We start from the raw sequence: 26,504 nt of genomic DNA, 5'->3' as shown, positions 1-26,504 counted from the left end.
TGGGCACGGGCAGCCTTACCGACAATAAAACAAATGGTGTAACAGGCACACTTAAGCTGGCCGTTACAAAAAAGTGCCAAATACAACAAACTGCAATCACAACAAGAATGGGGAAACTCAGGATGAATATGAAGGGTAAAGCGTTACTGGCAGGGTGTATTGCTCTGGCGATGAGCGGCGTGGCAGTGGCTAAGGATATTAAAGTCGCTGTTGTGGGCGCCATGTCCGGGCCGGTAGCGCAGTACGGTGACCAGGAGTTTACTGGTGCGCGCCAGGCTATTGCGGATATTAACGCAAAAGGCGGGATTAAAGGCGACAAACTGGTTGCCGTAGAATACGACGATGCCTGTGACCCGAAACAAGCTGTAGCCGTAGCGAACAAAGTGGTTAACGATGGCATCAAATATGTTATTGGCCACCTGTGTTCTTCTTCCACTCAGCCAGCATCTGATATCTATGAAGATGAAGGTGTGCTGATGATTACGCCTGCTGCGACAGCGCCAGAACTGACTGCGCGTGGTTATAAACTGACTCTGCGTACTACTGGTCTGGACTCTGACCAGGGGCCAACCGCGGTGAAATATATTCTGGACCACGTTAAGCCAACACGTATTGCGGTTATCCACGATAAACAGCAGTACGGTGAAGGCCTGGCAACTTCAGTGCGTGATGGCCTGAAAAAAGCCGATGCCAATGTGGTGTTCTTTGACGGTATCACCGCTGGTGAGAAAGATTTCTCCACGCTGGTTGCCCGCCTGAAGAAAGAAGACATCGATTTTGTTTACTACGGTGGTTATCACCCGGAAATGGGGCAGATCCTGCGCCAGTCTCAGGCTGCCGGTCTGAAAATTCAGTTTATGGGCCCGGAAGGCGTGGCGAACGTTTCTCTGTCCAATATCGCCGGGAAAGCAGCAGAAGGCATGCTGGTTACCAAACCTAAAAACTACGACCAGTTGCCAGCAAACAAACCGATTGTTGATGCCATTAAAGCCAAGAAACAGGATCCAAGCGGTGCGTTTGTATGGACCACCTACGCTGCTGTTCAGTCTTTGGCTACCGCACTGGAAAATACCGGCGGTGACGATACCGAAGCCATGGCGGACTACCTGAAAGCCCACGGTGCAAATACGGTTATGGGGCCATTGTCCTGGGACCAGAAAGGCGACCTGAAAGGCTTTGAATTCGGCGTGTTTACCTGGCATGCCAACGGTACAGCAACTGACGCGAAATAACAGCCGTCAGTAAAAGCGCCCTCTGCGAGAGGGCCTTGCGGGCAGGGGCAGGCCATGCACCTGCCCGTTCTTATTCGGGGATATGCCAGCCGCCTTCGCGTTCGGTAAAGCCCTGAGCCTGCATAAACGCGTTCATTGTCGCGTAGTTTTCCACACCGACATCCGTTACCCACCAGTCGGACACAGTTGGCAGTGCACTCAGCACTTCTTCGAGCATATATTTCCCGACACCGCGGCGGCGGGTGACATCTCTGACCCTAAATGAATCCATCGTTCCCTGTGCCCCGCTGAGCGTGACCCGTGTTGCTCCGAGCAGACGCTCATTAAAACGTGCGGCATAGATGCGGTTGTTCTCATCAACATTCAGAGAGGCTTCTGAATATTCAGGCCAAATTTTCGCAAGATCGATTTTATCCTGTTCACTAAACGTCTCAAGACGAATGATAGTGAGTTTCATAAGCTGCATTTCCTGGAATGAAACAGTGAGTATGTAACGCTATTTTACTGGCAAGCTCCCAACATCAAAGCGGAATGCGTTCAGTTGATTCATTTAGCGAATTCTTACTGGGTGGTTTTTAAACCGTAAGTATAAAAACAATCCAGTTTATTTATCTGCAATATACGTGCTTTGGTAACTTTTTATGTCAATATTTTGTGCTGTTGTGCATGGTTTTTTTTGTTTATCTCGGCCGTAATACAGAATAAAATCTCCGGTTAATCACCTGAAATATAGAGTATTTGGTGGTGTTTTAGGAAAAAATACCGCTAACTCATTACAGGGACAGGTAAAAATAGCATTGTTTATAAAAAAGACAGGTCTGTTTTTAACCATAACAAAACAAAATATTCACACACAACATCACGAATGGGGTTACAAAGGATGAAAATCAACGCGAAGACACTGCTCGCTGGCATGGTTGCGCTGGCGATGTCTCACGCGGCGCTGGCGAAAGAGATAAAAATTGCGGTAATTGGTGCGATGTCCGGGCCGGTAGCGCAATGGGGCGATATGGAATTCAATGGTGCCCGCCAGGCGGTTAAAGATATTAATGCAAAAGGCGGTATTAACGGCGATAAGCTGGTTGCGGTGGAATACGACGATGCCTGTGACCCGAAACAAGCTGTTGCTGTGGCGAACAAAGTGGTTAACGAAGGCATCAAGTATGTCATTGGTCACCTCTGTTCTTCTTCCACTCAACCTGCATCTGATATTTACGAAGATGAAGGCATTCTGATGATCACCCCCGGGGCAACAAACCCGGAACTCACCACGCGTGGCTACCAGACCATTATGCGTACTGCCGGGCTGGATTCCTCCCAGGCACCAACCGCGGTGAAATATATCGTCGATAAAGTGAAACCCACACGTATTGCGGTTATCCACGATAAACAACAGTACGGTGAAGGCCTGGCAACTTCAGTGCGTGATGGCCTGAAAAAAGCCGGAGCCAATGTGGTGTTCTTTGACGGTATCACCGCCGGTGAGAAAGATTTCTCCACGCTGGTGGCTCGCCTGCAGAAAGAAAATATCGACTTTGTTTACTACGGCGGTTACTACCCGGAAATGGGGCAGATCCTGCGCCAGGCAAGGGCCACCGGGCTGTCAACGCAGTTTATGGGCCCGGAAGGTGTGGGTAACGCTTCATTGTCTAATATTGCCGGTAAGGCGGCTGAAGGCATGCTGGTAACTATGCCGAAACGCTACGACCAGGACCCGGCAAACCAGACCATTGTGGCGGCGCTGAAGGCGGAGAAAAAAGACCCGTCTGGCCCCTATGTCTGGATTACCTATGCCGCCGTGCAGTCACTGGCTGACGCACTGGCGCATGCTGGCAGCGACGAACCGCTGGAACTGGCAAACTACCTGAAATCACACGGTGCCGACACCGTAATTGGGCCGCTGAACTGGGATGAGAAAGGCGATCTGAAGGGATTCGAATTCGGTGTTTTCCGCTGGCATGCTGATGGTTCGTCCTCTGTGGCGAAGTAAGGCTGACTGACTGTAATCCCGCCTTCCGGCTATGTGACAGCCGGAAGGACAGAAAAAGGCTATGTTATGTCTGAGCAGTTTCTCTATTTTTTACAGCAAATGTTTAATGGCGTGACGCTGGGTAGTACTTACGCCCTTATCGCCATTGGCTACACAATGGTTTACGGCATTATTGGCATGATCAACTTCGCCCATGGCGAAGTGTATATGATTGGCAGTTATGTCTCGTTCATGATAATCGCCGCACTGATGATGATGGGGATTGATGCCAGCTGGATGTTGATTGGTGCCGGTTTTGTGGGCGCAATTGTTATTGCCAGCGCTTACGGCTGGTCCATTGAGAAAGTGGCATATAAACCCGTGCGTAACTCCAAGCGCCTGATTGCGCTGATTTCCGCTATCGGGATGTCTATCTTCCTGCAAAACTATGTCAGCCTGACTCAGGGTTCCCGCGATGTTGCATTACCCAGCCTGATTAACGGGCAGTGGATCATCGGTGCCAGTGAGAACTTCTCGGCAACGATTACCACCATGCAGCTGGTGATTTGGGTGGTGACCTTTATTGCGATGCTGGCATTGTCGTTGTTCATTCGTTATTCCCGTATGGGGCGCGCCTGCCGTGCCTGTGCCGAAGATTTGAAAATGGCGAGCCTGCTGGGTATTAACACTGACCGCGTGATTGCACTGACCTTCGTTATTGGTGCAGCGATGGCGGCGGTTGCCGGTGTGCTGTTGGGCCAGTTCTATGGGGTAATTAACCCGTTTATTGGCTTTATGGCCGGGATGAAAGCCTTTACCGCAGCGGTGCTGGGCGGCATTGGCAGCATTCCAGGTGCAATGATTGGCGGGCTGATTCTGGGTATTGCCGAAGCCCTGACGTCTGCTTACCTGAGCACTGAATATAAAGACGTGGTTTCATTTGCCTTGTTAATCGTGGTGTTGCTGGTTATGCCTACCGGTATCCTTGGGCGCCCGGAGGTAGAAAAAGTATGAAACCGGTTACGTTTTTCTTTGCCATTTTATCTGCCGCCATTTTCTTTGTTCTGGCGTCGGTCTTTATGGGCGTGCAACTGAATTTGAGTGGAACTCGCCTGGTTGTTGGCAGTGCGGCAAATATCCGTTGGGAGTGGATCTACATCGGTACTGCGGTAGTCTTCCTGTTCCAAATCTTGCGGCCACTGTTCCAGCAAGCAATGAAGAAGGTTGCCGGGCCACGCCTGACAATGCCTGCCATTGACGGTTCCAGCGTGAAACAGAAATTGCTGCTGGGTGCCATTCTGGTGATTGCTGTTGTCTGGCCGTTCCTGGTATCTCGCGGTACGGTGGATATTGCCACCATGACCATGATTTATATCATTCTCGGTCTTGGGCTGAATGTGGTGGTTGGGCTGTCTGGTCTGTTGGTACTGGGCTATGGCGGTTTTTATGCTATTGGCGCTTATACCTTCGCGTTGCTGAGCCACTATTATGGGTTAGGCTTCTGGGTCTGCCTGCCGTTATCCGGGCTGGTCGCTGCACTGGCCGGCTTCCTGCTGGGCTTCCCGGTTCTGCGCCTGCGGGGGGATTATCTGGCAATCGTCACCCTGGGCTTCGGTGAAATTGTGCGTATCTTATTACTGAACAATACCGCAATCACCGGTGGGCCGAATGGGATCAGCCAGATCCCCAAACCGACACTGTTTGGCCTGGAATTCAACCGCTCGCCACGGGAAGGCGGCTGGGATACGTTCAGCCACTTCTTCCATGTGAAGTATGATCCCAGCGATCGTATTATTTTCCTCTACCTGGTCGCTTTACTGTTAGTTGTGCTGACAGTATTCATTATTAACCGCCTGTTACGTATGCCCCTGGGGCGTGCGTGGGAAGCGCTGCGTGATGATGAAATTGCCTGCCGTTCTCTGGGCCTGAGCCCTACGCGTATTAAACTGACAGCCTTTACCATCAGTGCGGCTTTTGCCGGGTTTGCGGGCACGCTGTTCGCTGCGCGCCAGGGCTTTATCAGCCCGGAATCTTTCACCTTCGCTGAGTCTGCTTTTGTCCTAGCGATTGTGGTGCTGGGTGGTATGGGTTCGCAATTTGCCGTTATTCTGGCGGCCATTTTGCTGGTTGTGTCTCGCGAACTGATGCGTGATTTCAATGAATACAGCATGTTAATGCTCGGTGCGCTGATGGTCCTGATGATGATCTGGCGCCCGCAGGGGTTATTACCAATGACCCGTGCTCAGGTGAAATTAAAAAAGCGCAGTGAAGGAGAGCAGGCATGAGTCAGCCATTATTATCTGTCAGCGGCCTGATGATGCGTTTTGGCGGCTTGCTGGCGGTTAACGACGTTTCCCTGGAATTACATCCTCAGGAAATTGTTTCTTTGATTGGCCCTAACGGGGCCGGGAAAACCACAGTATTTAACTGCCTGACCGGTTTTTATCGCCCAACTGGCGGGCAGATTTTATTGCGGGATAAACACCTGGAAGGCCTGCCAGGCCAGGAAATTGCCCGGCTGGGTGTGGTCCGTACTTTTCAGCATGTACGTCTGTTCCGTGAAATGACGGTGATTGAGAACCTGCTGGTGGCACAACACCAGCATATGAAAAGTGGCCTGTTTTCCGGGCTGCTGAAAACCCCGGCATTCCGTAAAGCAGAAAGTGCAGCACTGGACCGCGCAGCCACCTGGCTTGAGCGCATTGGCCTGCTGGAGCATGCGAACCGCCTGGCAGGTAACCTGGCCTACGGCCAGCAGCGCCGCCTGGAAATTGCCCGGTGTATGGTAACCCAGCCAGAAATTCTGATGCTGGATGAACCTGCGGCTGGCCTGAACCCCAATGAAACCCATGAACTTGATGAGTTGATTGTGGAGTTACGCAACCACCACAACACCACGGTATTGTTGATTGAACATGATATGAAACTGGTGATGGGGATTTCTGACCGTATCTATGTAGTAAACCAGGGCACCCCGCTGGCTAACGGTACACCTGAGCAGATTCGTAATAACCCGGATGTGATTCGGGCCTACCTGGGAGAAGCGTAATATGGACAATGTAATGTTATCTTTCGACCAGGTCAGTGCGCACTACGGGAAAATTCAGGCGTTACATGAAGTCTCTTTGCACATTAACCAGGGTGAAATTGTCACCCTGATTGGTGCCAATGGCGCAGGGAAAACGACGCTGCTGGGAACCTTGTGTGGCGACCCCCGTGCCACTCAGGGAACCATTACCTTTGATGGTAAAGATATTACCCACTGGCACACCGCAAAAATTATGCGTGAAGCCGTGGCGATTGTACCGGAAGGGCGCCGGGTGTTTTCCCGCATGACAGTAGAAGAAAACCTGGCAATGGGTGGCTTCTTTGCTGACCGGCAACAGTACCAGGAGCGTATTGAACGGGTTTATGACCTGTTCCCACGGCTCAAAGAGCGCCGCATTCAGCGCGCCGGTACTATGTCTGGTGGTGAGCAGCAGATGCTGGCCATTGGCCGGGCATTGATGAGCCAGCCGCGTTTATTGCTGCTGGATGAACCGTCTCTGGGCCTGGCTCCCATCATTATTCAGCAGATCTTCGACACCATTGAGCAGTTGCGTGAAGAAGGCATGACTATCTTCCTGGTTGAACAAAACGCTAACCAGGCGCTGAAACTGGCAGACCGTGGTTATGTTCTGGAAAACGGCCATGTGGTGTTGGAAGATTCCGGAGATGCTCTGTTGGCAAACGAAGCTGTGCGCAGCGCTTATCTGGGCGGCTAACGCTTTTCTTGTTTGTCAGTAACCTTCAGGGGGCCATTCTGGCCCCTTTTCATTTTCTCTCTTGTTTTACATGTCCTTTCACCAAAGTGTCTTGTTACTGAAATCCCGTTATCACTCGTTCGTCATGATTACGTCATACAACAGTTATTTTTCTGTCATACGGGCGTGTCATGTTACTTCGCGAGCAAAAAACGCGTGATATCGCGCATTTCCCCATGGACACAAGAGAGATAACGGCATGAACGCTTTGCTACGACACACAGCTTTGGGCATTACGCTTGGTCTGGCTTTCAGTACCCAGGCGATGGCCGTCACAACTATTCAGTTTTGGCATTCCATGGAAGGTCAGTTGGGTAAAGAAGTGGATTCGTTAGCCCAGCGCTTTAACCAGACCCACCCGGATTACAAAATTGAACCGGTGTATAAAGGCAACTACGAACAAAGTCTGGCTGCCGGGATTGCCGCATTCCGCACGGGAAATGCCCCCGCCATTTTGCAGGTATATGAAGTGGGTACGGCAACCATGATGGCATCCAAAGCTATCAAGCCGGTTTACCAGGTGTTTGAAGAATCTGGTATTCCATATGATGAATCACAATTTGTGCCGACCGTTTCCGGTTACTACACCGACTCAAAAACCGGGCATCTGTTGTCCCAGCCTTTCAACAGCTCCACGCCGGTGCTGTATTACAACAAAGACGCGTTCAAAAAAGCAGGCCTGAACCCGGACCAGCCACCAAAAACCTGGCAGGAACTGGCAGAAGATGCGGCGAAAGTCCGCGCGGCAGGTATGCAGTGTGGGTACGCCAGTGGCTGGCAGGGCTGGATCCAACTGGAAAACTTTAGTGCCTGGCACGGCCTGCCGTTTGCCACTGAAAACAACGGTTTTGATGGCACGGATGCCAAACTGGAATTTAACCAGCCAGTGCAGGTACGCCATATTGCCATGCTGGAAGAGATGAACAAGAAAGGGACATTCAGCTATTTTGGCCGCAAAGATGAGTCTACCGAAAAGTTCTATAACGGTGACTGTGCTATGACCACGGCATCTTCCGGCTCGCTGGCTGATATTCGCCACTATGCGAAATTTAATTACGGTGTGGGCATGATGCCGTACGACGATACCGTGCCAAATGCACCGCAAAACGCCATTATCGGTGGTGCCAGCTTGTGGGTGATGCAGGGTAAAGACAAGCCAACCTATAAAGGCGTGGCTGAGTTTATGAAGTTCCTGATGCAGCCTGAAATTGCTGCTGAATGGCACCAGAAAACCGGCTACCTGCCGATTACCAAAGCCGCTTATGAACTGACACGCAAAGACGGTTTCTACGATAAAAACCCTGGTGCAGATATTGCCACACGCCAGATGCTGAACAAGCCGCCATTGCCGTTCACCAAAGGGCTGCGCCTGGGCAACATGCCACAGATCCGCACCATTGTTGATGAAGAGCTGGAAAGTGTCTGGACCGGTAAGAAAACGCCTAAACAGGCGCTGGATGCTGCTGTTGAACGTGGTAACCAGTTACTGCGCCGCTTTGAACAGTCTACGAAATCCTGATTCCCCAGATAACTGGCGCGGGTAGCCGTGCCAGTTTTTCGCCCGGGCAGCCAGCCTACCCGGGACGGGATATGCAGCCGGTTTACTCTTTCACTGCCCGGATGGCAGTGAAGCATATTATCTTTGCCAGGTAATGCTATGTCATCATCACGCCCGGTTTTTCGCACTTCGTGGTTGCCTTATGTTCTGGTACTGCCACAAGTGGTTATCACCATTATTTTTTTCATCTGGCCTGCCGGTGAAGCTTTGTGGTATTCGGTCCAGAATGTCGACCCATTCGGTTTATCCAGCACTTTTGCTGGTATGAGTAACTTTATTCAACTGGCACACGACAGTTATTACCTGGATGCTTTCTGGACCACCATTAAGTTCAGTGCTCTGGTGACGGGCTGTGGGCTGGCTATCTCTCTGTTTTTTGCCGCGCTGGTAGACCATGTTGTGCGGGGAAGCCGCATTTACCAGACTCTGTTATTACTGCCTTATGCCGTTGCACCTGCAATCGCCGCTGTGTTGTGGATCTTCCTGTTTAACCCGGGGCGCGGGTTGTTGGTATGGGCGCTCGAACAACTGGGGTACCACTGGAACCATGCACAAAATAGCGGCCAGGCTATGTTTTTGGTGGTATTCGCCTCGGTATGGCAACAAATTAGTTATAACTTTTTGTTTTTCTTCGCCGCACTGCAGTCTATTCCCCGTTCGCTGATGGAAGCTGCCGCCATCGATGGTGCCGGGCCTGTCAGGCGCTTTTTCCGTGTGTCATTACCACTGATTACCCCGGTTAGTTTTTTCCTGCTGGTGGTTAACATCGTTTATGCCTTTTTTGACACATTCCCGGTGATTGACGCAGCGACAGGTGGTGGGCCGGTTCAGGCCACGACGACGCTGATTTACAAAATCTACCGGGAAGGCTTTGCCGGGCTGGATTTATCGGCCTCTGCCGCACAGTCCGTGGTGCTCATGGTGCTGGTCATTATTCTGACAGTGATTCAGTTCCGCTACGTGGAAAACAAGGTGCGTTACCAATGATAGAGAACAGACGTGGGCTGGATATTTTCAGCCATATCATGCTGATAGCGGGAATTATCGTTATTCTGTTCCCTCTGTATGTTGCATTTGTGGCTGCCACACTCGACAACAAAGCGGTGTTCAATACCCCGATGACTCTGTTGCCCGGCGGCCATTTGTGGGAAAACCTGTCGCTTATTTGGCACCAGGGCGTGGGGGGCAACACTGCGCCGTTTGGGGTGTTGTTACTGAATAGTTTCGTGATGGCTCTGGGCATTACAGTGGGCAAAATCTCGGTGTCCATGCTCTCTGCTTTCGCCATTGTCTGGTTTCGCTTCCCACTGCGTAACTTGTGCTTCTGGATGATCTTTATCACGCTGATGTTACCCGTAGAAGTGCGCATTTTCCCCACCGTTGAAGTGATTGCCAACCTGAAAATGCTCGACAGCTACACCGGGCTGACACTGCCACTGATGGCCTCTGCGACGGCAACATTTCTGTTTCGCCAGTTTTTTATGACTTTACCGGACGAGCTACTGGAAGCAGCACGCATTGACGGGGCTTCTCCGCTGCGTTTTTTCCGCGACATCGTATTACCGCTTTCGCGTACTAACCTGGTTGCACTGTTCGTTATTACCTTTATTTATGGCTGGAACCAGTATCTGTGGCCGATTTTGATTACCAGTAAAGCAGATATGGGCACTGCCGTTGCCGGTATTAAAAGCATGATTTCAACGGGAGACGGCACAACACAGTGGAATCAGGTTATGGCGGCAATGTTACTGACACTGGCACCGCCTTTAGTGGTGGTGCTGGTGATGCAAAGAGCGTTTGTTCGTGGTCTGGTGGATAGCGAGAAATAACATGGCAGGATTAAAATTACAGGCCGTCAGCAAAAGCTGGGACGGCAAAACAGAGGTCATCCGGCCTTTGACGCTGGATGTCGCAGACGGCGAATTTATCGTGATGGTTGGCCCTTCAGGTTGTGGTAAATCCACGTTGTTACGCATGGTGGCCGGGCTTGAGCGGGTGACCAGTGGTGATATCTGGATTGACCGCCAGCGAGTAACAGAGCTGGAGCCCAGCGAGCGTGGTATTGCGATGGTGTTCCAGAATTACGCGCTCTACCCGCACATGACAGTGGAAGAGAACATGGCCTGGGGCCTGAAAATACGCGGCATGGGTAAACAGCATATCGCCCACAAAGTGCAGGAAGCCGCACGTATTCTGGAGCTGGATACACTGTTAAAACGCCGCCCGCGTGAGCTGTCTGGCGGGCAACGCCAGCGGGTTGCCATGGGGCGGGCAATTGTGCGCGACCCGGCGGTCTTTTTGTTCGATGAGCCCCTGTCAAACCTGGATGCCAAGTTGCGGGTGCAAATGCGCCTTGAGCTCCAGCAACTACACCGGCGGTTAAATACCACCAGTTTGTATGTGACCCATGACCAGGTGGAAGCAATGACCCTTGCGCAACGGGTGATGGTGCTCAATAAAGGTATTGCAGAGCAAATTGGCACACCGGTTGAGGTGTATGAAAAACCGGCCAGCCGCTTTGTCGCCAGTTTTATTGGCTCACCAGCCATGAACCTGTTGGCAGGGCAGGTGAGCAACGATGGATACCGTTTTGAGTTACCCGGAGGCATGGCTGTTCCGGTGGGGAGAAACTTGTCTTCGCTGGCAGGTAAACCACTGACACTGGGTATTCGCCCTGAACATATTGCGTTAAGCTCTCAGGCTGAAGGTGGTCTGCCATTAGTAATGGACACGCTGGAAATGCTGGGTGCTGATAACCTGGCTCACGGGCGCTGGAGGGAGCAAAAAATGATAATCCGCCTGGATCACCAAAACAGGCCGCAGCGAGGCTCCATGTTGTGGCTACACTTGCCGGAAGACCGGCTGCATTTCTTTGATGGCGAAACAGGACAACGGTTATGAGTCACTGGCCTTATCCCCGCATTGTCGCACACCGTGGCGGGGGAAAACTGGCTCCAGAAAATACACTGGCGGCGATTGATTTGGGCATTGCCCGTGGATACAAAATGTTTGAGTGCGACGCAAAACTTTCCCATGATGGTGAAATTTTCCTGCTGCATGACGACACACTTGAGCGCACCAGTAACGCCTGGGGTGTTGCCGGGGAGATGAGCTGGGATGTGCTGAGCAAGGTTGATGCCGGGAGCTGGTTTGGCAAGGCGTTTGCCGGAGAACCGCTGGCACTTTTGAGCGATGTCGCAGAGCGGTGCCGCCAGCACACAGTGATGGTGAATATCGAAATAAAACCGACTACCGGTGTGGAAGCCCGGACAGGTACAGAGGTTGCTCTGGCGGTACAACAACTGTGGGCGGGTATGGCGACTCCGTTGCTCTCCTCTTTCTCTGTTGAAGCGCTGGCTGCGGCTCAACTTGCTGCACCTGGCTTACCACGTGGGTTGTTACTGGATGAGTGGGACGATAACTGGCAGGAACTGACGTCTCGCCTCGGGTGTGTATCTATTCACCTTAACCACCAGTTGCTGGATGAAGCCCGTACTGCCGCCCTGAAAGCCGCCGGGTTGCGTATTCTGGTGTACACCGTAAACCGCCCGGAGCGCGCCAGAACTCTGATGCAATGGGGTGTGGATTGTATCTGTACCGATAACCTGGAACAGATTGGCCCGGGCTTTGGTGCCTGAGCCATGTAGCACAAATTAACGCGGTTGTTGCTGGGTGCGTTGCTGCGCCCCGTTTAACTGCTGGAACAGTTTTTGTTGCTGCTGTTGTTGTTGAGCCGTTGCAGCCTGGTTTAACTGGCTTTTCTGCTGTATCTGCTGGGTACGCATTTCTTGTTGTACCCGTTGCTGGCTGGGGTTCACATACCCCGGCTGGTTGGGGTTATTGGTGGTATTCAGCGGAACTGCCATTGCAGTAACAGGCAACAACAGCGCCAGAATCAGATAGCGTTTCATGGTCATTTCTCCTGAAAACAGACTATAAGTTTATCCTTTCCCCGGGCCTGGCGCTGGTTTTTCCGTGTTATCTGAATTATGCCGGTTTATGGCGCGCCATGAATAATGCGTCAACATAAATGCCGTTACGCAACCCGAAATCTTTCGCCCGGCCTTCCAGTTCGAACCCCACTCTTTGGTAGGCCCGAATAGCTGGCTGGTTATCGGCAAACACCGTCAATTCGATACGGGTGACACGCAGCCAGTTATCGCATAACCACACGGCTTCTTGCATCAGTGCTCTGCCAATACCTTGCTGGCGAAAGGCGGGGTCAACACACAACCCTAATGTAGCAACATGGCTGCGGCGTGGGTTGGTATTCACGGTAAGGCCCATATGCCCCACAACCTGGTTTTCGGCCAGTGCCACCAGGTGCCTTTGCCCCGGCTGTGGGTGGGTAATGCGCTCTAGCCAGTAAGATGTGGAAGGGTGAGGAAGCTGAAGCAGGTTTTCATACACCTCTGGTTGGCGGTAAATGCCCAGTAATGCTGCTACGTCATTGGGTTCAGCCTGGCGTATTTCTGGCCTGTTCATCCGGTTCCTCTCCATTGTTAGTTGACTTCCGTTAGCATTATTGCGATTTCCTATGGGGTCAACTGCCATTTTTTGCAAAAAAAACTGGACAGATGCAAATGATAATGATTATTATTGCCTTGCGTTCAGGGGACACCTCAATGAAACCTGAAGCACGACATTGCTCACATTGCTTCCAGTATTACTTTAGCCAGCCGGGTGCTGGCTTTTTTTTATCTGTTTTTCACTGATTCAGCAAAATTGATGACACTCAGCGGCAACGACGTGATTCATGGCCATAATCATCATGTTTCAAAGGGATTGTGTTATTCATTTTTTTTGAACAGAGGCGTCAATTTTCACCCTCTATCTTCCCCGGAGGTTGCCCCCTAAACTGAATGCAACTGATGAGGAGGGCAACATGATCTATTTACGTAAAGCACAGGACCGTGGGCATGCAAACCATGGTTGGCTGGATTCCTGGCACACATTTTCGTTCGCAAATTACTACGATCCTGACTTTATGGGGTTCTCTGCTTTGCGGGTGATTAACGAAGACGTTATTGATGAAGGCCAGGGCTTTGGTACCCATCCCCACAAAGATATGGAAATTCTGACCTATGTTCTGGAAGGTGCTGTTGAACACCAGGACAGCATGGGTAACAAAGAACAAGTACCGGCTGGCGAGTTCCAGATTATGAGTGCGGGTACGGGTATTCGCCATTCTGAATATAACCCGAGTGCGACTGAAGCGCTGCGCTTGTACCAGATTTGGATTATCCCTGAAGTAACAGGGATTACTCCGCGTTATGAGCAGCGCCGCTTTGATGCCGCGCAGGGCCGCCAGTTGGTGTTGTCACCGGATGCCCGTGACGGGTCGTTAAAAGTGTTCCAGGATATGGAATTGTGGCGCTGGGCACTGGTGAAAGATGAACAATCTGTGTTTCAGATTGCCGCTGACCGCCGTGTCTGGATTCAGGTCGTGAAAGGTGAAGTCTCCATTAATGGCACTAAAGCGGTAACCAGCGACGGGTTGGCGATTTGGGATGAACAGGCACTTTCTGTTCATGCCAGCGAAGGTAGTGAAATTTTGTTGTTCGATTTACCGCCAGTCTGAATCTGAATTCGTGTTTTTTGGCCCGCCCTGTTTACGCAAGGCGGGCCTTTTTCATGGTAAACTTTACTGTCAATAACAAATTGTGTGCACAGGACATGAAAAAGAAAAGACCGGTACTACAGGACGTGGCAGATAAAGTCGGCGTGACCAAAATGACGGTCAGCCGTTTTTTACGCAACCCGGAACAGGTTTCAGCCGCTTTACGCGTCAAAATTGCCGCAGCGCTGGATGAACTGGGGTATATACCCAACCGGGCACCGGATATCCTTTCGAATTCAACCAGCCGTGCCATTGGTGTGATGCTGCCTTCGTTAACCAACCAGGTGTTTGCGGAAGTATTACGCGGTATCGAAAGTGTTATTGATGCTCACGGCTACCAAACTATGCTGGCACACTACGGGTATAAAGCTGAACTGGAAGAAGAACGCCTGGAGTCTATGCTGTCGTGGAATATCGACGGTCTGATTCTGACTGAGCGCACGCACACGCCACGCACACTGAAAATGATTGAAGTGGCTGGCATTCCTGTTGTGGAAATGATGGACAGCATCAGTCCTTGTCTGGATATCGCAGTAGGGTTTGATAACTTCGAAGCAGCACGCCAGATGACAGCGGCGATTATTCAGCGCGGTCATCAACATGTGGCTTACCTCGGGGCGCGGCTTGATGAACGTACTTTAATGAAGCAGCGTGGTTATGAGCAGGCCATGCACGACGCCGGGCTGGTGCCTTACTGTGTGATGGTCGAGCAATCTTCTTCGTATTCCACCGGGAGTGAGTTATTGCGCCAGGCGCGCCGCGAATACCCGAAGCTGGACAGTATTTTTTGTACTAACGATGACCTGGCTGTGGGAGCGGCATTTGAATGCCAGCGCCTGGGCCTGCGGATTCCTGAAGATATGGCCATTGCTGGTTTCCACGGCCATGATATTGGCCAGGTGATGGAGCCACGCCTGGCAAGTGTGCTTACTCCGCGTGAACGCATGGGCCGGATTGGCGCCGAGCGCCTGTTAGCACGAATTCGTGGCGAAATAGTGTCGCCGAAGATGCTGGATTTGGGCTTTACCCTGTCTCCTGGTGGATCAATCTGAAAAACTCAATATTTGACGTAGCTCACACTTATTAGCTTTCACTGATTGTGGTTATTGCTTATTGAACAGCCAGAGTTGAAAATGTTACCGATAACAGTTACCCGTAACATTTTTAGCCTGTGCCAGTCGGAGTTACGCTATGAGCACTATTAATCCTGAAAACCGTGTCTATGTCCTGATGGGCGTTTCTGGCAGTGGTAAATCCGCCGTTGCCAGTGAAGTTGCCCACAAATTGCAGGCTGCCTTCCTTGATGGCGATTTTCTGCACCCACGCTGCAATATCCTGAAAATGGCTTCAGGCGAACCATTAAATGATGATGACCGCACTCCATGGTTGCAAGCGCTTAATGATGCAGCCTTCGCCATGCAGCGAACCAACGCTGTTTCGCTGATTGTGTGTTCTGCACTGAAGAAACGCTACCGCGATATTTTGCGCGAAGGTAACCCAAACCTGGCGTTTATCTACCTCAAAGGGGATTACCAACTGATCGAAAGCCGTTTAAAAGCGCGCAAAGGTCACTTCTTCAAACCCCAAATGCTGGTGACTCAATTCGAGGCTCTGGAAGAGCCCCATGCCGAAGAACGCGATGTGCTGGTGGTTGATATCGATCAGCCGCTGGATGGAGTGGTAGCCAGCACAATTGCACAAATCAATAAAGGCAGTGCCAAGTGAGTACATTAACACTCGTTTTAACCGCGGTTGGCGCGGTTCTTTTGCTTCTGTTCCTGGTTATGAAAGCGCGTATGCACGCGTTTTTGGCATTGATGGTTGTGTCTGTGGGTGCTGGCCTGTGTTCTGGTATGCCGCTGGATAAAATTGCGGCCACCATGGAAAAAGGGATGGGCGGTACCCTCGGGTTCCTGGCGGTTGTGGTTGCGCTGGGAGCGATGTTCGGGAAGATTTTGTTTGAAACCGGTGCGGTTGACCAGATTGCCGTCAAGATGTTGAAGTCGTTTGGTCATAACCGTGCGCATTTCGCTATTGGCCTGGCGGGCCTGGTATGCGCATTACCGCTCTTCTTCGAAGTCGCTATCGTTTTGCTTATCAGTGTGGCGTTTTCTATGGCGCGCCATACAGGCACTAACCTGGTGAAACTGGTTATTCCGTTGTTTGCTGGTGTGGCTGCGGCGGCGGCATTCCTGGTGCCGGGGCCTGCGCCTATGCTGCTGGCGTCCCAGATGCACGCCGATTTTGGCTGGATGATCCTGATCGGCCTGTGTGCAGCTGTTCCGGGGATGCTGATTGCCGGGCCACTTTGGGGTAACTTCATCAGCCGTTATGTTGAGTTGAAAGTGCCCGATGATGTCTCTGAGCCGCACCTGGGCGAAGGTAAACTGCCGTCCTTTGGTTTCAGCCTGGCATTGATCCTGTTACCGCTGGTACTGGTAGGCCTGAAAACTATTGCCGCACATTTTGTGGCGCAGGGTTCAACCGCCTATGAATGGTTTGAATTTATCGGCCACCCGTTCACCGCGATTCTGGTTGCGTGCCTGGTTGCTATTTATGGCCTGGCAGTACGCCAGGGGATGCCGAAAGAGAAAGTTATGGATATCTGTGGCCAGGCTCTGCAGCCTGCCGGGATTATCCTGCTGGTGATTGGTGCCGGTGGTGTGTTTAAACAGGTACTGGTTGATTCAGGCGTCGGCCCTGCATTGGGTGAAGCGCTGACCGGTATGGGTCTGCCCATTGCGGTAACCTGTTTTATCCTGGCTGCGGCAGTGCGTATTATTCAGGGCTCTGCGACCGTTGCCTGCCTGACGACAGTTGGCCTGGTTATGCCAGTTATCAGTCAGTTGAACTTCTCTGGTGCACAACTGGCCGCGCTGTCAATTTGTATTGGCGGTGGTTCAATTGTGGTCAGCCATGTTAACGACGCGGGTTTCTGGTTATTTGGCCGGTTTACCGGTGCATCTGAAGCGCAAACCCTGAAAACCTGGACCATGATGGAAACCATCCTGGGAACCACTGGCGCGATTGTTGGTGCCATTGCCTTCACTTTGCTGTCGTAATGTGATGTGCGGCATTTATCATTAAACCTGCAGTAAAGTGGTTAATGTAAAAAAAGGGCCTTTTTAGGCCCTTTTTTATTGTCAGCTTTAAACCACCTCCTCGGAGGTGGTGATTGTTTGAGTTGATTACATTAACTGACTGTATTACCCATGCACCGGTATACCCTGCATCCAGGTGCGAATACCGTCCAGAAACATCTGAGTGGCGATCATCACCAAAATAAGCCCCATCAACCTTTCCAGAGCATTAACGCCTTTTTCACCCAACAGCCGTAAAAACAGTGAAGACTGCAGCAAAATAATGAAGGTGCCTCCCCATGCAACCAACAGGGCGATGACTAAATGCCCCATTTGGTTGGGATACTGGTGAGAAAGCAGCATCAGTGTTGCCAGCAGTGATGGCCCGGCAACCAGCGGAATCGCCAGCGGCACAATAAACGGCTCTTCACCGGCTGGCAGGCCACTTGAACTTCCCGTGGGGGCAGGGAAAATCATCCGAATGGCAATCAGGAATAAAATTATCCCACCTGAAATTGAAACAGTTTCTGCGTGTAAGTTAAGTAATGACAGGATTTTCTCACCTGCAAATAAGAAAATCAGCATAAACAGCAACGCAATTAATAGCTCCCTTATCATTATTTTGCGGCGTCGTTTGGGCTCGGTATGCTTCAGCACAGACATAAAAATGGGTAAATTTCCGAGAGGATCCATAATCAGGATCAACAAAACTGCTGCGGAAATGATTTCATTCATAAATAAATTTCCATAATAATGAATCCGGAATTTCTGCTAAATAAGTCGTGCTTCTGATGAGATGGTCATCATTGATTAATTTCACTTGCGACTTTAGCTGCTTTTTGTAAGGTGAAAGGATAAACCGGTTCCCTCACGGGTACACAAAAAACGCACACATCTTCGCAGGAAAGATAAGTTATGAAAAATGTTGGTTTTATCGGATGGCGTGGCATGGTTGGTTCCGTGCTCATGCAACGCATGGTTGAAGAGCGCGATTTTGACGCCATTAACCCCATCTTCTTCTCTACCTCTCAAACCGGGCAGGCTGCACCTGCGTTCGCCGGGAAAGCTGCTGGCACTTTGCAGGATGCCTGGAACCTGGACGCACTGAAAGCCCTGGATATTATCGTGACCTGCCAGGGCGGCGATTATACCAATGAAATCTATCCAAAGCTGCGGGAAAGCGGCTGGAAAGGTTACTGGATAGATGCTGCGTCTTCCCTGCGAATGAAAGACGATGCCATTATCATTCTGGACCCGGTTAACCAGAAGGTTATTGACGATGGCCTGAACAAAGGCATTAACACATTTGTGGGCGGTAACTGTACTGTCAGCCTGATGCTGATGTCCCTGGGCGGTTTGTTTGCCAATGACCTGGTTGAGTGGGCATCTGTTGCTACTTACCAGGCTGCTTCCGGCGGTGGCGCCCGCCATATGCGCGAACTGTTAGCGCAAATGGGGCAGTTGCATCATGAAGTGGCGGCAGAACTGGCAGATCCGGCATCGGCTATTCTGGATATCGAACGCAAAGTAACCGCGCTGACACGCAGTGGTGCATTACCGGTCGATAATTTTGGTGTGCCGCTGGCTGGCAGCCTGATCCCGTGGATTGATAAACAACTCGATAACGGCCAGAGCCGTGAAGAGTGGAAAGGCCAGGCGGAAACCAACAAAATTCTGGGAACCACATCAACAATTCCCGTAGATGGCTTGTGTGTGCGCATTGGTGCGTTACGCTGCCATAGCCAGGCTTTCACGTTGAAACTGAAAAAAGACGTTTCCGTTGCGACCATTGAATCAATGCTTGCTGAGCACAACGACTGGGTGAAAGTGATTCCGAACGACCGGGAAATCAGCATGCGTGAACTGACGCCTGCTGCGGTAACCGGCACATTGTCTACGCCGGTTGGACGCCTGCGTAAACTCAATATGGGCCCGGAATACCTTTCTGCTTTTACCGTTGGCGACCAACTGCTGTGGGGCGCGGCTGAACCGCTGCGTCGTATGCTGCGCCAACTGGCCTGATTAGCATTTTATGCTTCGTGGGAGGGGATCCCCTCCCGTTTTCTTGCGCACTACATGGAGTAAACGCGATGTTCATTTTTTTCTCGGGAGTCAGCTAAACCATTGACTATGCTTAAAGAGAGCGTGCTTGCCACGTTTCTGCTTTTTGTGTGACAGAGTGGCAGGGAGAAAGACTGCGCTGTCAGGTCAATAAAATAAGTGGGCATGCCTGCGCACATGCGTAAATCGGACAGGCATGACACATAAAAACAGGATGCTTACCATGTCTGTATGTATTGATAAGGACGTGATAACTGCGCTTTTTGCTGGCCAGAATTCGGACCCGTTTTCCGTACTGGGGATGCATAAAACTGATGCCGGGCTGGAAGTTCGTGCATTGTTACCCGATGCCACAGAAGTGTGGGTTATTGAACCAAAAACCGGCCGGAAAGTTGGCCAGCTTACATGCCTTGATTCTCGTGGCTTTTTTGCCGCAGTGTTACCTCGCAGAAAAAATCCCTTCCGTTACCAACTGGCTGTGTCCTGGCATGGGCAACAGAATCTGATAGACGATCCGTACTGTTTCGGGCCTTTATTGCCGGAAATGGACGGCTGGTTATTGTCGGAAGGCACCCATATGCGCCCTTACGAAGCGATGGGCGCGCATGCCGCAACTATGGATGGCGTGACGGGGACGCGGTTTACTGTCTGGGCACCGAATGCCCGCCGGGTTTCCGTGGTTGGGGAGTTTAATTTCTGGGATGGGCGACGCCATCCTATGCGCTTACGCCGCGAGTCGGGGATTTGGGAAATCTTCATTCCGGGAGCGCACAATGGGCAGCTCTACAAATTCGAGTTGCTGGATTGCCATGGCAATTTACGCATTAAATCAGACCCATATGCATTTGAAGCGCAAATGCGCCCTGACACGGCATCCATGATCTGCGGGTTGCCGCCAAAACAGGCAATCAGTGAATCACGCCAGCGCGCGAACGACTTCGACGCCCCCATTTCGATTTATGAAGTGCACCTCGGCTCCTGGCGCCGCCATACTGATAATAACTTCTGGTTAAGTTACCGGGAGCTTGCTGAACAGCTCGTGCCGTATGTGAAAAGTATGGGCTTTACCCATATCGAACTGTTACCCGTCAATGAGCACCCGTTTGATGGCAGTTGGGGTTACCAGCCTCAGGGGTTATATGCGCCAACACGGCGTTTTGGCACGCGTGATGACTTTCGCTATTTCGTTGACGCGGCCCATGCTGCCGGGCTGAACGTCATTCTTGACTGGGTGCCGGGCCATTTCCCGGTAGACGATGCCGGGTTAGCGCGTTTTGATGGCACGGCGCTGTACGAACACCAGGACCCACGCGAAGGTTTTCACCAGGACTGGAACACCCTGATTTATAACTTTGGCCGCCGTGAAGTGCAGAACTTCCTGGTGGGCAATGCGCTGTACTGGATGGAGCGCTTTGGGATTGATGGCTTGCGTGTGGATGCCGTCGCCTCAATGGTCTATCGCGATTACAGCCGGGCGCAGGGTGAGTGGATCCCCAACGAATTTGGTGGGCGTGAAAACCTCGAAGCTATTTCATTCTTACGCCAGACCAACCAGATAATTGGCAAGGAAGTACCTGGTGCTGTCACGATGGCGGAAGAATCCACCGATTTCCCCGGCGTTTCCCGGCCAGATGGCCTCGCATTCTGGTTTAAATGGAATATGGGCTGGATGCATGACACGCTGAATTACATGAAGCTGGACCCGGTCCACCGGCAATATCACCACGACCAGATGACGTTCGGCATGCTGTATAACTACAGCGAAAACTTTGTACTCCCCCTGTCTCACGATGAAGTGGTTCACGGGAAACGGTCTATTCTTGATCGTATGCCCGGTGATGCATGGCAGAAATTTGCCAATTTACGCGCGTATTACGCCTGGATGTGGGCCTTCCCTGGTAAGAAATTGTTATTCATGGGCAATGAGTTCGCGCAGGGGCGTGAGTGGAACCATGATTCCAGCCTGGACTGGCATTTACTGGAAGGTAAGGATAACTGGCATAACGGCGTACAGCGCCTGGTGCGTGACCTGAACCACACCTATCGGCACCACAAGGCGTTGCATCAACTAGACTTTGACTCTTATGGGTTTGAATGGCTGGTTGTTGACGATAAGGCCAACTCAGTATTCGCGTTTATCCGGCGTGACAAGCAGGGCAATGAAATCATTGTGGTGAGCAATTTCACCCCGGTTCCTCGCGAGCACTACCGTGTAGGGGTTAACCAGCCTGGTCGTTGGCGCGAAGCCGTTAATACCGATTCTCAGTACTACCATGGCAGTAATATGGGCAATGGCGGCGTCATCCAAAGTGATGCTATCCAGAGCCATGGGCGTGAACACTCGTTGTGTTTAACCGTGCCGCCGTTGGCAACAATTTGGCTGGTGCGCGAGGGGGATATCGATGACACAACTGCTGGCGGGTAATTCTGCGCCCCTTGGCGCGGTGTTTGATGGCCACGGTGTGAACTTCACTTTGTTCTCAGCTAATGCTGAGCAGGTTGTGTTGTGCCTGTTTGGCGAGGATGGCAACGAAGAACGCCACTTGTTACCTGCCCGTACTGGCGATATCTGGCACGGTTACCTGCCCGGCGCCCGTCCTGGCTTGCAGTATGGTTACCGCGTACATGGCCCCTGGTCGCCAGAGCAAGGGCACCGGTTCAATCCGGAAAAATTGCTTCTCGACCCGTGCGCCCGCCAGGTTATTGGTGACGTTCCCGATCACGCATTGTTCCATGGTGGCCTGGATAACCCCGACCACCGGGATAACAGCAGTGTGATGCCGCGCTGCGTGGTTGTTCACGCTCATTTTGAATGGGAAGACGACGAGCCGCTGCGTACTCCATGGGGGGAAACGGTTATTTATGAAGCGCATGTACGTGGCCTTACACGCCTTCACCCGGGTATTCCGGCGGAGTTACGCGGCACGTATCTTGCGCTGGCTCACCCGGCCATGCTCGATTATTTCCAACAACTGGGAATTACCGCGCTGGAGTTAATGCCGGTGATTCAGTTTGCAACAGAACCGCGTTTGCAGCAGATGGGGCTCAGCAATTACTGGGGTTATAACCCTCTGGCGATGTATTGCCCGGAGCCGGGTTATGCTTCGCACCCTGAATCAGCCCGGGCTGAGTTGTGTACTGCAGTTAAAGCGTTACACCAGGCGGGAATAGAAGTTGTCCTGGATATTGTGCTCAATCACACGGCAGAAACGGATCTCTTTGGCCCAACCTTTAGCTGGCGCGGAATTGATAACGCCAGCTATTACTGGCTGCAGGGCAACGGGGATTACCACAACTGGACGGGGTGTGGTAACACGCTGAATCTGAGCCACCCGGCGGTAGTGGATATGGTGGTGGATAATCTGCGCTACTGGGTGGAGGAGTTTCATGTTGATGGTTTCCGCTTTGATTTGGCGAGTGTGATGGGGCGTACTCCAGAGTTTCGCCAGGATGCCCCGTTGTTCGAAGCGATTCGCCAGGATCCGTTGCTATCGCAGGTGAAACTGATTGCTGAACCCTGGGATATTGGCCCGGGGGGTTATCAGGTGGGGAATTTCCCGCCACTGTTTGCCGAATGGAATGACCATTTCCGTGATGGTATGCGGCGCTTTTGGTTGAGTGGCGGTTCAAATCCTGGTGAGTTTGCCTGCCGCTTTGCGGCTTCCAGCGACGTGTTTCGCCACCATGGGCGCAGCCCTTCGGCCAGTATTAACCTGGTGACGGCTCACGATGGCTTTACGCTGCGCGATTGTGTCAGCTTTAACCACAAACATAACGAAGCGAATGGTGAAGAAAACCGTGATGGCACCAGTGCGAATTTCAGTAACAACCATGGTGAGGAAGGCCCGACAGGCAATATTCATATTCAGGAGCGCCGCCGCCATTCAGCTCATGGCTTACTGGCGACTTTGTTGCTTGCTCAGGGGACACCTATGTTACTGGCAGGCGATGAGCACGGGCATACCCAGCACGGCAATAATAATGCCTACTGCCAGGACAACGAGCTGACCTGGCTGGACTGGGCGAATAAGAATGAAGGGCTGACGGCGTTTACTGCCGAACTACTCAAACTCAGAAAGCAAATCCCTGCACTGGTCCGTAACCAGTGGTGGGATGAGGGAGATGGCAGTGTTGTCTGGCTTAACAGCCAGGCCGGGCCGCTGAGCTCTGAGGCCTGGCAGTCAGAGATAAAGCAGTTGCAGGTACTGCTTTCAGGGCACTGGCTTATCACCCTGAATGCCACTCAGTCTGTTAGTGAATTTGTTTTACCCGAAGGGGAATGGCGTGCTGTCCCCCCATTTGCCGGAGAGGATAACCCGGTGGTAATGGCTGTATGGCATGGGCCCGCGCACGGAGTGTGCGTTTTTTACCGGTCATAAATAAAGGAGTCAGTCATGATAAGATTAGATAAGAACGATTCGTTGATGTTGGCGCGTGAGCTGCCAATGAAGTCGGTTGCCCTTATTCTTGCCGGGGGCCGAGGGACACGCTTAAAAGATTTAACCTCAACACGCGCCAAACCTGCCGTCCACTTCGGCGGCAAATTTCGCATTATTGATTTTGCCCTGTCTAATTGTATTAATTCCGGTATTCGTCGCATTGGCGTGATTACGCAATATCAGTCGCATACGCTGGTTCAGCATATTCAGCGCGGCTGGTCGTTTTTCAATGAAGAAATGAATGAATTCGTTGATTTACTACCCGCACAGCAGCGTGTCCATGGTGAAAACTGGTATCGCGGTACTGCTGACGCCGTGACGCAGAACCTGGATATTATCCGGCGTTATAAGGCCAGCTATGTGGTGATCCTTGCCGGTGATCATATCTACAAGCAGGATTATTCCCGCATGTTGATTGACCATGTGGAGAAAGGTGCCAAATGTACCGTTGCCTGCCTGCCCGTTCCTGTTGAAGAAGCCCGCGCGTTTGGGGTAATGGCTGTCGACAACGAAGAACGCATTATTGATTTTGTTGAAAAACCAGAAAAACCGCCAGCGATGCCTAACGACGCGACAAAAGCACTGGCGAGTATGGGTATTTACGTCTTTGATGCGGATTATCTTTACCGGTTGCTGGAAGAAGATGATAAGGATGAGCAGTCGAGCCATGATTTTGGTAAAGACATCATCCCTAAAATTACCAAAGCTGGTGAAGCATTTGCTCACCCCTTCCCGTTGTCCTGCGTGCAGTCAGACCCTGAATCTGAACCTTACTGGCGTGATGTAGGTACGCTGGAAGCCTATTGGAAAGCTAACCTTGATTTGGCCTCGGTAACCCCCGAACTGGACATGTATGACCAGAAATGGCCAATTCGCACCCATATGGAACCACTTCCCCCCGCTAAGTTTGTGCAGGACCGCTCTGGTAGCCACGGCATGACACTCAACTCGCTGGTGTCTGGTGGCTGCATTATCTCGGGGTCCGTGGTGGTGCAGTCGGTGTTGTTTCCCCGTGTGCGAATAAACTCATTTTGCAATATTGATTCTGCAGTGCTCTTGCCCGATGTGTGGATCGGCCGTTCGTGCCGTTTGCGACGCTGCATTATTGACAGAGCCTGTGTCATTCCCGAAGGAATGGTCATTGGTGAAAATGCCGAAGAGGATGCCCGCCGTTTTTATCGCTCCGAAGAAGGCATTGTTCTGGTAACGCGTGAAATGCTGGCCCGTCTGGAGGCCTGAACAACAGGGAGCCTTCACTGACACAGTGTGGGCCAAACATTGAACGGGAGCGACAATGCAGGTTTTACATGTATGTTCTGAAATGTTTCCGCTGCTGAAAACGGGTGGTCTCGCAGATGTCATCGGCGCATTACCGGCAGCACAGATTGCAGGTGGCGTTGATACGCGTGTTCTGTTGCCTTCTTTTCCTGATATTCGCAAGGGTATCACTGACGCGCAGGTAGTCACCCGACGGGATACGTTTGCCGGGCCGATGACATTGTTGTATGGGCATTTTAATGGTGTGGGCATCTATTTGATTGATGCGCCACATCTTTATGAACGCCCAGGCAGCCCTTACCACGATACCAATTTGCATTCCTATACCGATAATGTGTTGCGGTTTGCCCTGTTAGGTTGGGTGGGAAGTGAGCTGGCTTGCGGCCTGGATTTGTTCTGGCAACCGGATGTGGTTCATGCTCATGACTGGCATGCAGGGCTGGCACCGGCATATCTCGCCGCGCGTGGGCGGCCAGCAAAATCCGTTTTTACTGTGCATAACCTTGCCTACCAGGGGTTGTTCTATGCCAAACACATGGCAGAGATCCAGTTGCCTGGTGAGTTTTTCAATATGCATGGCCTGGAGTTCAACGGGCAAATTTCTTTCCTGAAAGCGGGTCTCTACTATTCTGATCACATTACCGCCGTGAGCCCTACCTATGCTCGTGAAATAACCGAGTCACAGTATGGCTATGGTATGGAAGGGTTGTTAACGCAGCGGCACAGGGAAGGGCGGTTGAGTGGGATCCTTAACGGTGTGGATGAAAAAATTTGGGATCCGGCCCATGATTTATTACTTACTGCCGCTTATGACCGTGATTCTGTGGAAGCGAAAGCGGAAAACAAACGCCAGCTCCAGATAGCCATGGGGCTAAAGGTTAATGACAAAGTGCCGTTGTTTGCAGTAGTCAGCCGTCTGACCAGCCAGAAAGGCCTGGATTTGGTGCTTGAAGCCCTGCCGGGCTTACTGGAACAAGGTGGGCAACTGGCATTACTCGGCGCGGGTGACCCGGTACTGCAGGAGGGTTTTCTGGCAGCTGCCGCAGAGCACCCCGGGCAGGTTGGGGTACAGATAGGTTATCACGAGGCGTTTTCTCACCGAATTATGGGTGGAGCAGATGTGATTCTGGTTCCGAGCCGGTTCGAACCATGTGGGTTAACGCAATTGTATGGGCTGAAATATGGCACGTTGCCGTTGGTGCGACGTACAGGAGGTTTGGCGGATACCGTTTCTGATTGCTCGTTGGAAAACCTGGCTGATGGTCTCGCCAGTGGTTTTGTATTCGAAGACAGTAATGCCCTTTCGCTTCTACGGGCGATTCGTCGGGCTTTTGTGTTGTGGTCACGCCCATCGTTATGGCGCTATGTCCAGCGCCAGGCGATGAGTATGGACTTTAGCTGGCAGGTAGCGGCGCAGTCCTACCGCGAACTTTATCAACGCTTGATTTAGTCTCCAGGAATCAC

Annotated in this window: 24 protein-coding genes; 20 read left to right on the top strand and 4 right to left on the bottom strand. The window is 51.7% G+C overall.

What is annotated here, in order from left to right; genetic code table 11:
- Positions 1–122 precede the first annotated feature (122 nt).
- Positions 123–1,232 carry a branched-chain amino acid ABC transporter substrate-binding protein gene (locus DT73_RS15845; protein WP_152552535.1) on the top strand — a complete coding sequence of 370 codons (1,110 nt, stop codon included), beginning with the start codon at positions 123–125 and terminating at the stop codon, positions 1,230–1,232.
- A 70-nt stretch (positions 1,233–1,302) separates the two neighbouring features.
- Here the strand turns inward: DT73_RS15845 and panM are convergent, their stop codons facing one another.
- Positions 1,303–1,689, bottom strand: coding sequence for an aspartate 1-decarboxylase autocleavage activator PanM (gene panM, locus DT73_RS15840; protein ID WP_036111330.1), 387 nt, complete (start codon positions 1,687–1,689; stop codon positions 1,303–1,305).
- 423 nt (positions 1,690–2,112) lie between these two features.
- Between panM and livK the strand changes: the two genes are divergently transcribed.
- The 10 genes from livK to ugpQ all read left to right on the top strand — a co-directional run bounded on the left by livK (position 2,113) and on the right by ugpQ (position 12,200).
- Positions 2,113–3,222 (top strand): high-affinity branched-chain amino acid ABC transporter substrate-binding protein LivK, encoded by a 1,110-nt coding sequence (gene livK, locus DT73_RS15835; RefSeq protein ID WP_036111326.1) that lies wholly within the window; start codon positions 2,113–2,115, stop codon positions 3,220–3,222.
- A gap of 66 nt (positions 3,223–3,288) precedes the next feature.
- On the top strand, positions 3,289–4,215 hold the full coding sequence (livH, locus tag DT73_RS15830; RefSeq protein ID WP_036111322.1) for a high-affinity branched-chain amino acid ABC transporter permease LivH: 927 nt from the start codon (positions 3,289–3,291) through the stop codon (positions 4,213–4,215).
- A complete protein-coding gene (locus DT73_RS15825; protein WP_036111312.1) occupies positions 4,212–5,486 on the top strand; it encodes a high-affinity branched-chain amino acid ABC transporter permease LivM in 1,275 nt (424 codons plus the stop codon). The genes livH and DT73_RS15825 overlap by 4 nt, the downstream gene beginning before the upstream one ends.
- Complete coding sequence (gene livG / locus DT73_RS15820; RefSeq protein WP_036111310.1) at positions 5,483–6,250, top strand: high-affinity branched-chain amino acid ABC transporter ATP-binding protein LivG; 768 nt, start codon at positions 5,483–5,485, stop codon at positions 6,248–6,250. Before DT73_RS15825 ends, livG begins: the two co-directional genes overlap by 4 nt.
- A gap of 1 nt (position 6,251) precedes the next feature.
- Positions 6,252–6,965 (top strand): high-affinity branched-chain amino acid ABC transporter ATP-binding protein LivF, encoded by a 714-nt coding sequence (gene livF, locus DT73_RS15815; RefSeq protein WP_036111307.1) that lies wholly within the window; start codon positions 6,252–6,254, stop codon positions 6,963–6,965.
- Positions 6,966–7,203: 238 nt separating this feature from the next.
- Positions 7,204–8,523: a sn-glycerol-3-phosphate ABC transporter substrate-binding protein UgpB gene (gene ugpB, locus DT73_RS15810; RefSeq protein WP_036111304.1), complete on the top strand. Its 1,320-nt coding sequence runs from the start codon at positions 7,204–7,206 to the stop codon at positions 8,521–8,523.
- Between the two features lie 138 nt (positions 8,524–8,661).
- A complete protein-coding gene (gene ugpA, locus DT73_RS15805; protein WP_036111300.1) occupies positions 8,662–9,549 on the top strand; it encodes a sn-glycerol-3-phosphate ABC transporter permease UgpA in 888 nt (295 codons plus the stop codon).
- Complete coding sequence (ugpE, locus tag DT73_RS15800) at positions 9,546–10,391, top strand: sn-glycerol-3-phosphate ABC transporter permease UgpE (RefSeq protein WP_036111298.1); 846 nt, start codon at positions 9,546–9,548, stop codon at positions 10,389–10,391. Before ugpA ends, ugpE begins: the two co-directional genes overlap by 4 nt.
- A gap of 1 nt (position 10,392) precedes the next feature.
- Positions 10,393–11,463, top strand: a complete 1,071-nt coding sequence (locus DT73_RS15795; RefSeq protein ID WP_036111295.1) for a sn-glycerol-3-phosphate import ATP-binding protein UgpC — start codon at positions 10,393–10,395, stop codon at positions 11,461–11,463.
- Positions 11,460–12,200: a glycerophosphodiester phosphodiesterase gene (gene ugpQ, locus DT73_RS15790; RefSeq protein WP_036111292.1), complete on the top strand. Its 741-nt coding sequence runs from the start codon at positions 11,460–11,462 to the stop codon at positions 12,198–12,200. The genes DT73_RS15795 and ugpQ overlap by 4 nt, the downstream gene beginning before the upstream one ends.
- A 15-nt stretch (positions 12,201–12,215) precedes the next feature.
- Here the strand turns inward: ugpQ and DT73_RS15785 are convergent, their stop codons facing one another.
- Both DT73_RS15785 and DT73_RS15780 read right to left on the bottom strand, forming a co-directional pair.
- Entirely contained in the window at positions 12,216–12,473 is a 258-nt protein-coding gene (locus DT73_RS15785) for a DUF2756 domain-containing protein (protein ID WP_036111371.1), read from the bottom strand.
- A gap of 76 nt (positions 12,474–12,549) precedes the next feature.
- Positions 12,550–13,047 (bottom strand): GNAT family N-acetyltransferase, encoded by a 498-nt coding sequence (locus tag DT73_RS15780; protein WP_036111288.1) that lies wholly within the window; start codon positions 13,045–13,047, stop codon positions 12,550–12,552.
- Between the two features lie 400 nt (positions 13,048–13,447).
- Between DT73_RS15780 and DT73_RS15775 the strand changes: the two genes are divergently transcribed.
- The 4 genes from DT73_RS15775 to gntU all read left to right on the top strand — a co-directional run bounded on the left by DT73_RS15775 (position 13,448) and on the right by gntU (position 17,244).
- Entirely contained in the window at positions 13,448–14,143 is a 696-nt protein-coding gene (locus tag DT73_RS15775) for a pirin family protein (RefSeq protein ID WP_036111286.1), read from the top strand.
- A 95-nt stretch (positions 14,144–14,238) separates the two neighbouring features.
- Positions 14,239–15,234, top strand: a complete 996-nt coding sequence (gene gntR, locus DT73_RS15770) for a gluconate operon transcriptional repressor GntR (RefSeq protein WP_036111368.1) — start codon at positions 14,239–14,241, stop codon at positions 15,232–15,234.
- A 139-nt stretch (positions 15,235–15,373) separates the two neighbouring features.
- Positions 15,374–15,907: a gluconokinase gene (gene gntK / locus DT73_RS15765; protein ID WP_036111282.1), complete on the top strand. Its 534-nt coding sequence runs from the start codon at positions 15,374–15,376 to the stop codon at positions 15,905–15,907.
- Entirely contained in the window at positions 15,904–17,244 is a 1,341-nt protein-coding gene (gntU, locus tag DT73_RS15760; protein WP_036111279.1) for a gluconate transporter, read from the top strand. Before gntK ends, gntU begins: the two co-directional genes overlap by 4 nt.
- Positions 17,245–17,388: 144 nt before the next feature.
- Here gntU and DT73_RS15755 read toward each other — a convergent pair whose 3' ends face one another.
- Positions 17,389–17,997, bottom strand: a complete 609-nt coding sequence (locus tag DT73_RS15755) for a YhgN family NAAT transporter (protein WP_036111276.1) — start codon at positions 17,995–17,997, stop codon at positions 17,389–17,391.
- 180 nt (positions 17,998–18,177) lie between these two features.
- Between DT73_RS15755 and asd the strand changes: the two genes are divergently transcribed.
- From asd to glgA, 5 genes are all read left to right on the top strand, one after another.
- A complete protein-coding gene (gene asd, locus DT73_RS15750) occupies positions 18,178–19,284 on the top strand; it encodes an aspartate-semialdehyde dehydrogenase (protein WP_036111274.1) in 1,107 nt (368 codons plus the stop codon).
- A gap of 262 nt (positions 19,285–19,546) precedes the next feature.
- A complete protein-coding gene (gene glgB, locus DT73_RS15745) occupies positions 19,547–21,748 on the top strand; it encodes a 1,4-alpha-glucan branching enzyme (RefSeq protein ID WP_036111271.1) in 2,202 nt (733 codons plus the stop codon).
- The gene (glgX, locus tag DT73_RS15740; RefSeq protein WP_036111268.1) at positions 21,726–23,702 is read left to right on the top strand and encodes a glycogen debranching protein GlgX; all 1,977 of its coding nucleotides are present in this window, start codon (positions 21,726–21,728) and stop codon (positions 23,700–23,702) included. Before glgB ends, glgX begins: the two co-directional genes overlap by 23 nt.
- 15 nt (positions 23,703–23,717) lie before the next feature.
- The gene (gene glgC / locus DT73_RS15735) at positions 23,718–25,001 is read left to right on the top strand and encodes a glucose-1-phosphate adenylyltransferase (protein ID WP_036111266.1); all 1,284 of its coding nucleotides are present in this window, start codon (positions 23,718–23,720) and stop codon (positions 24,999–25,001) included.
- 55 nt (positions 25,002–25,056) lie between these two features.
- The gene (glgA, locus tag DT73_RS15730) at positions 25,057–26,490 is read left to right on the top strand and encodes a glycogen synthase GlgA (RefSeq protein WP_036111263.1); all 1,434 of its coding nucleotides are present in this window, start codon (positions 25,057–25,059) and stop codon (positions 26,488–26,490) included.
- Positions 26,491–26,504 lie beyond the last annotated feature (14 nt).

It is taken from the genome of Mangrovibacter sp. MFB070, from assembly GCF_000705335.1.
GTDB lineage: Bacteria > Pseudomonadota > Gammaproteobacteria > Enterobacterales > Enterobacteriaceae > Mangrovibacter > Mangrovibacter plantisponsor.
Note: the sequence above shows the minus strand (reverse complement) of the source record. Positions and strands in the feature narration are given on the sequence as shown.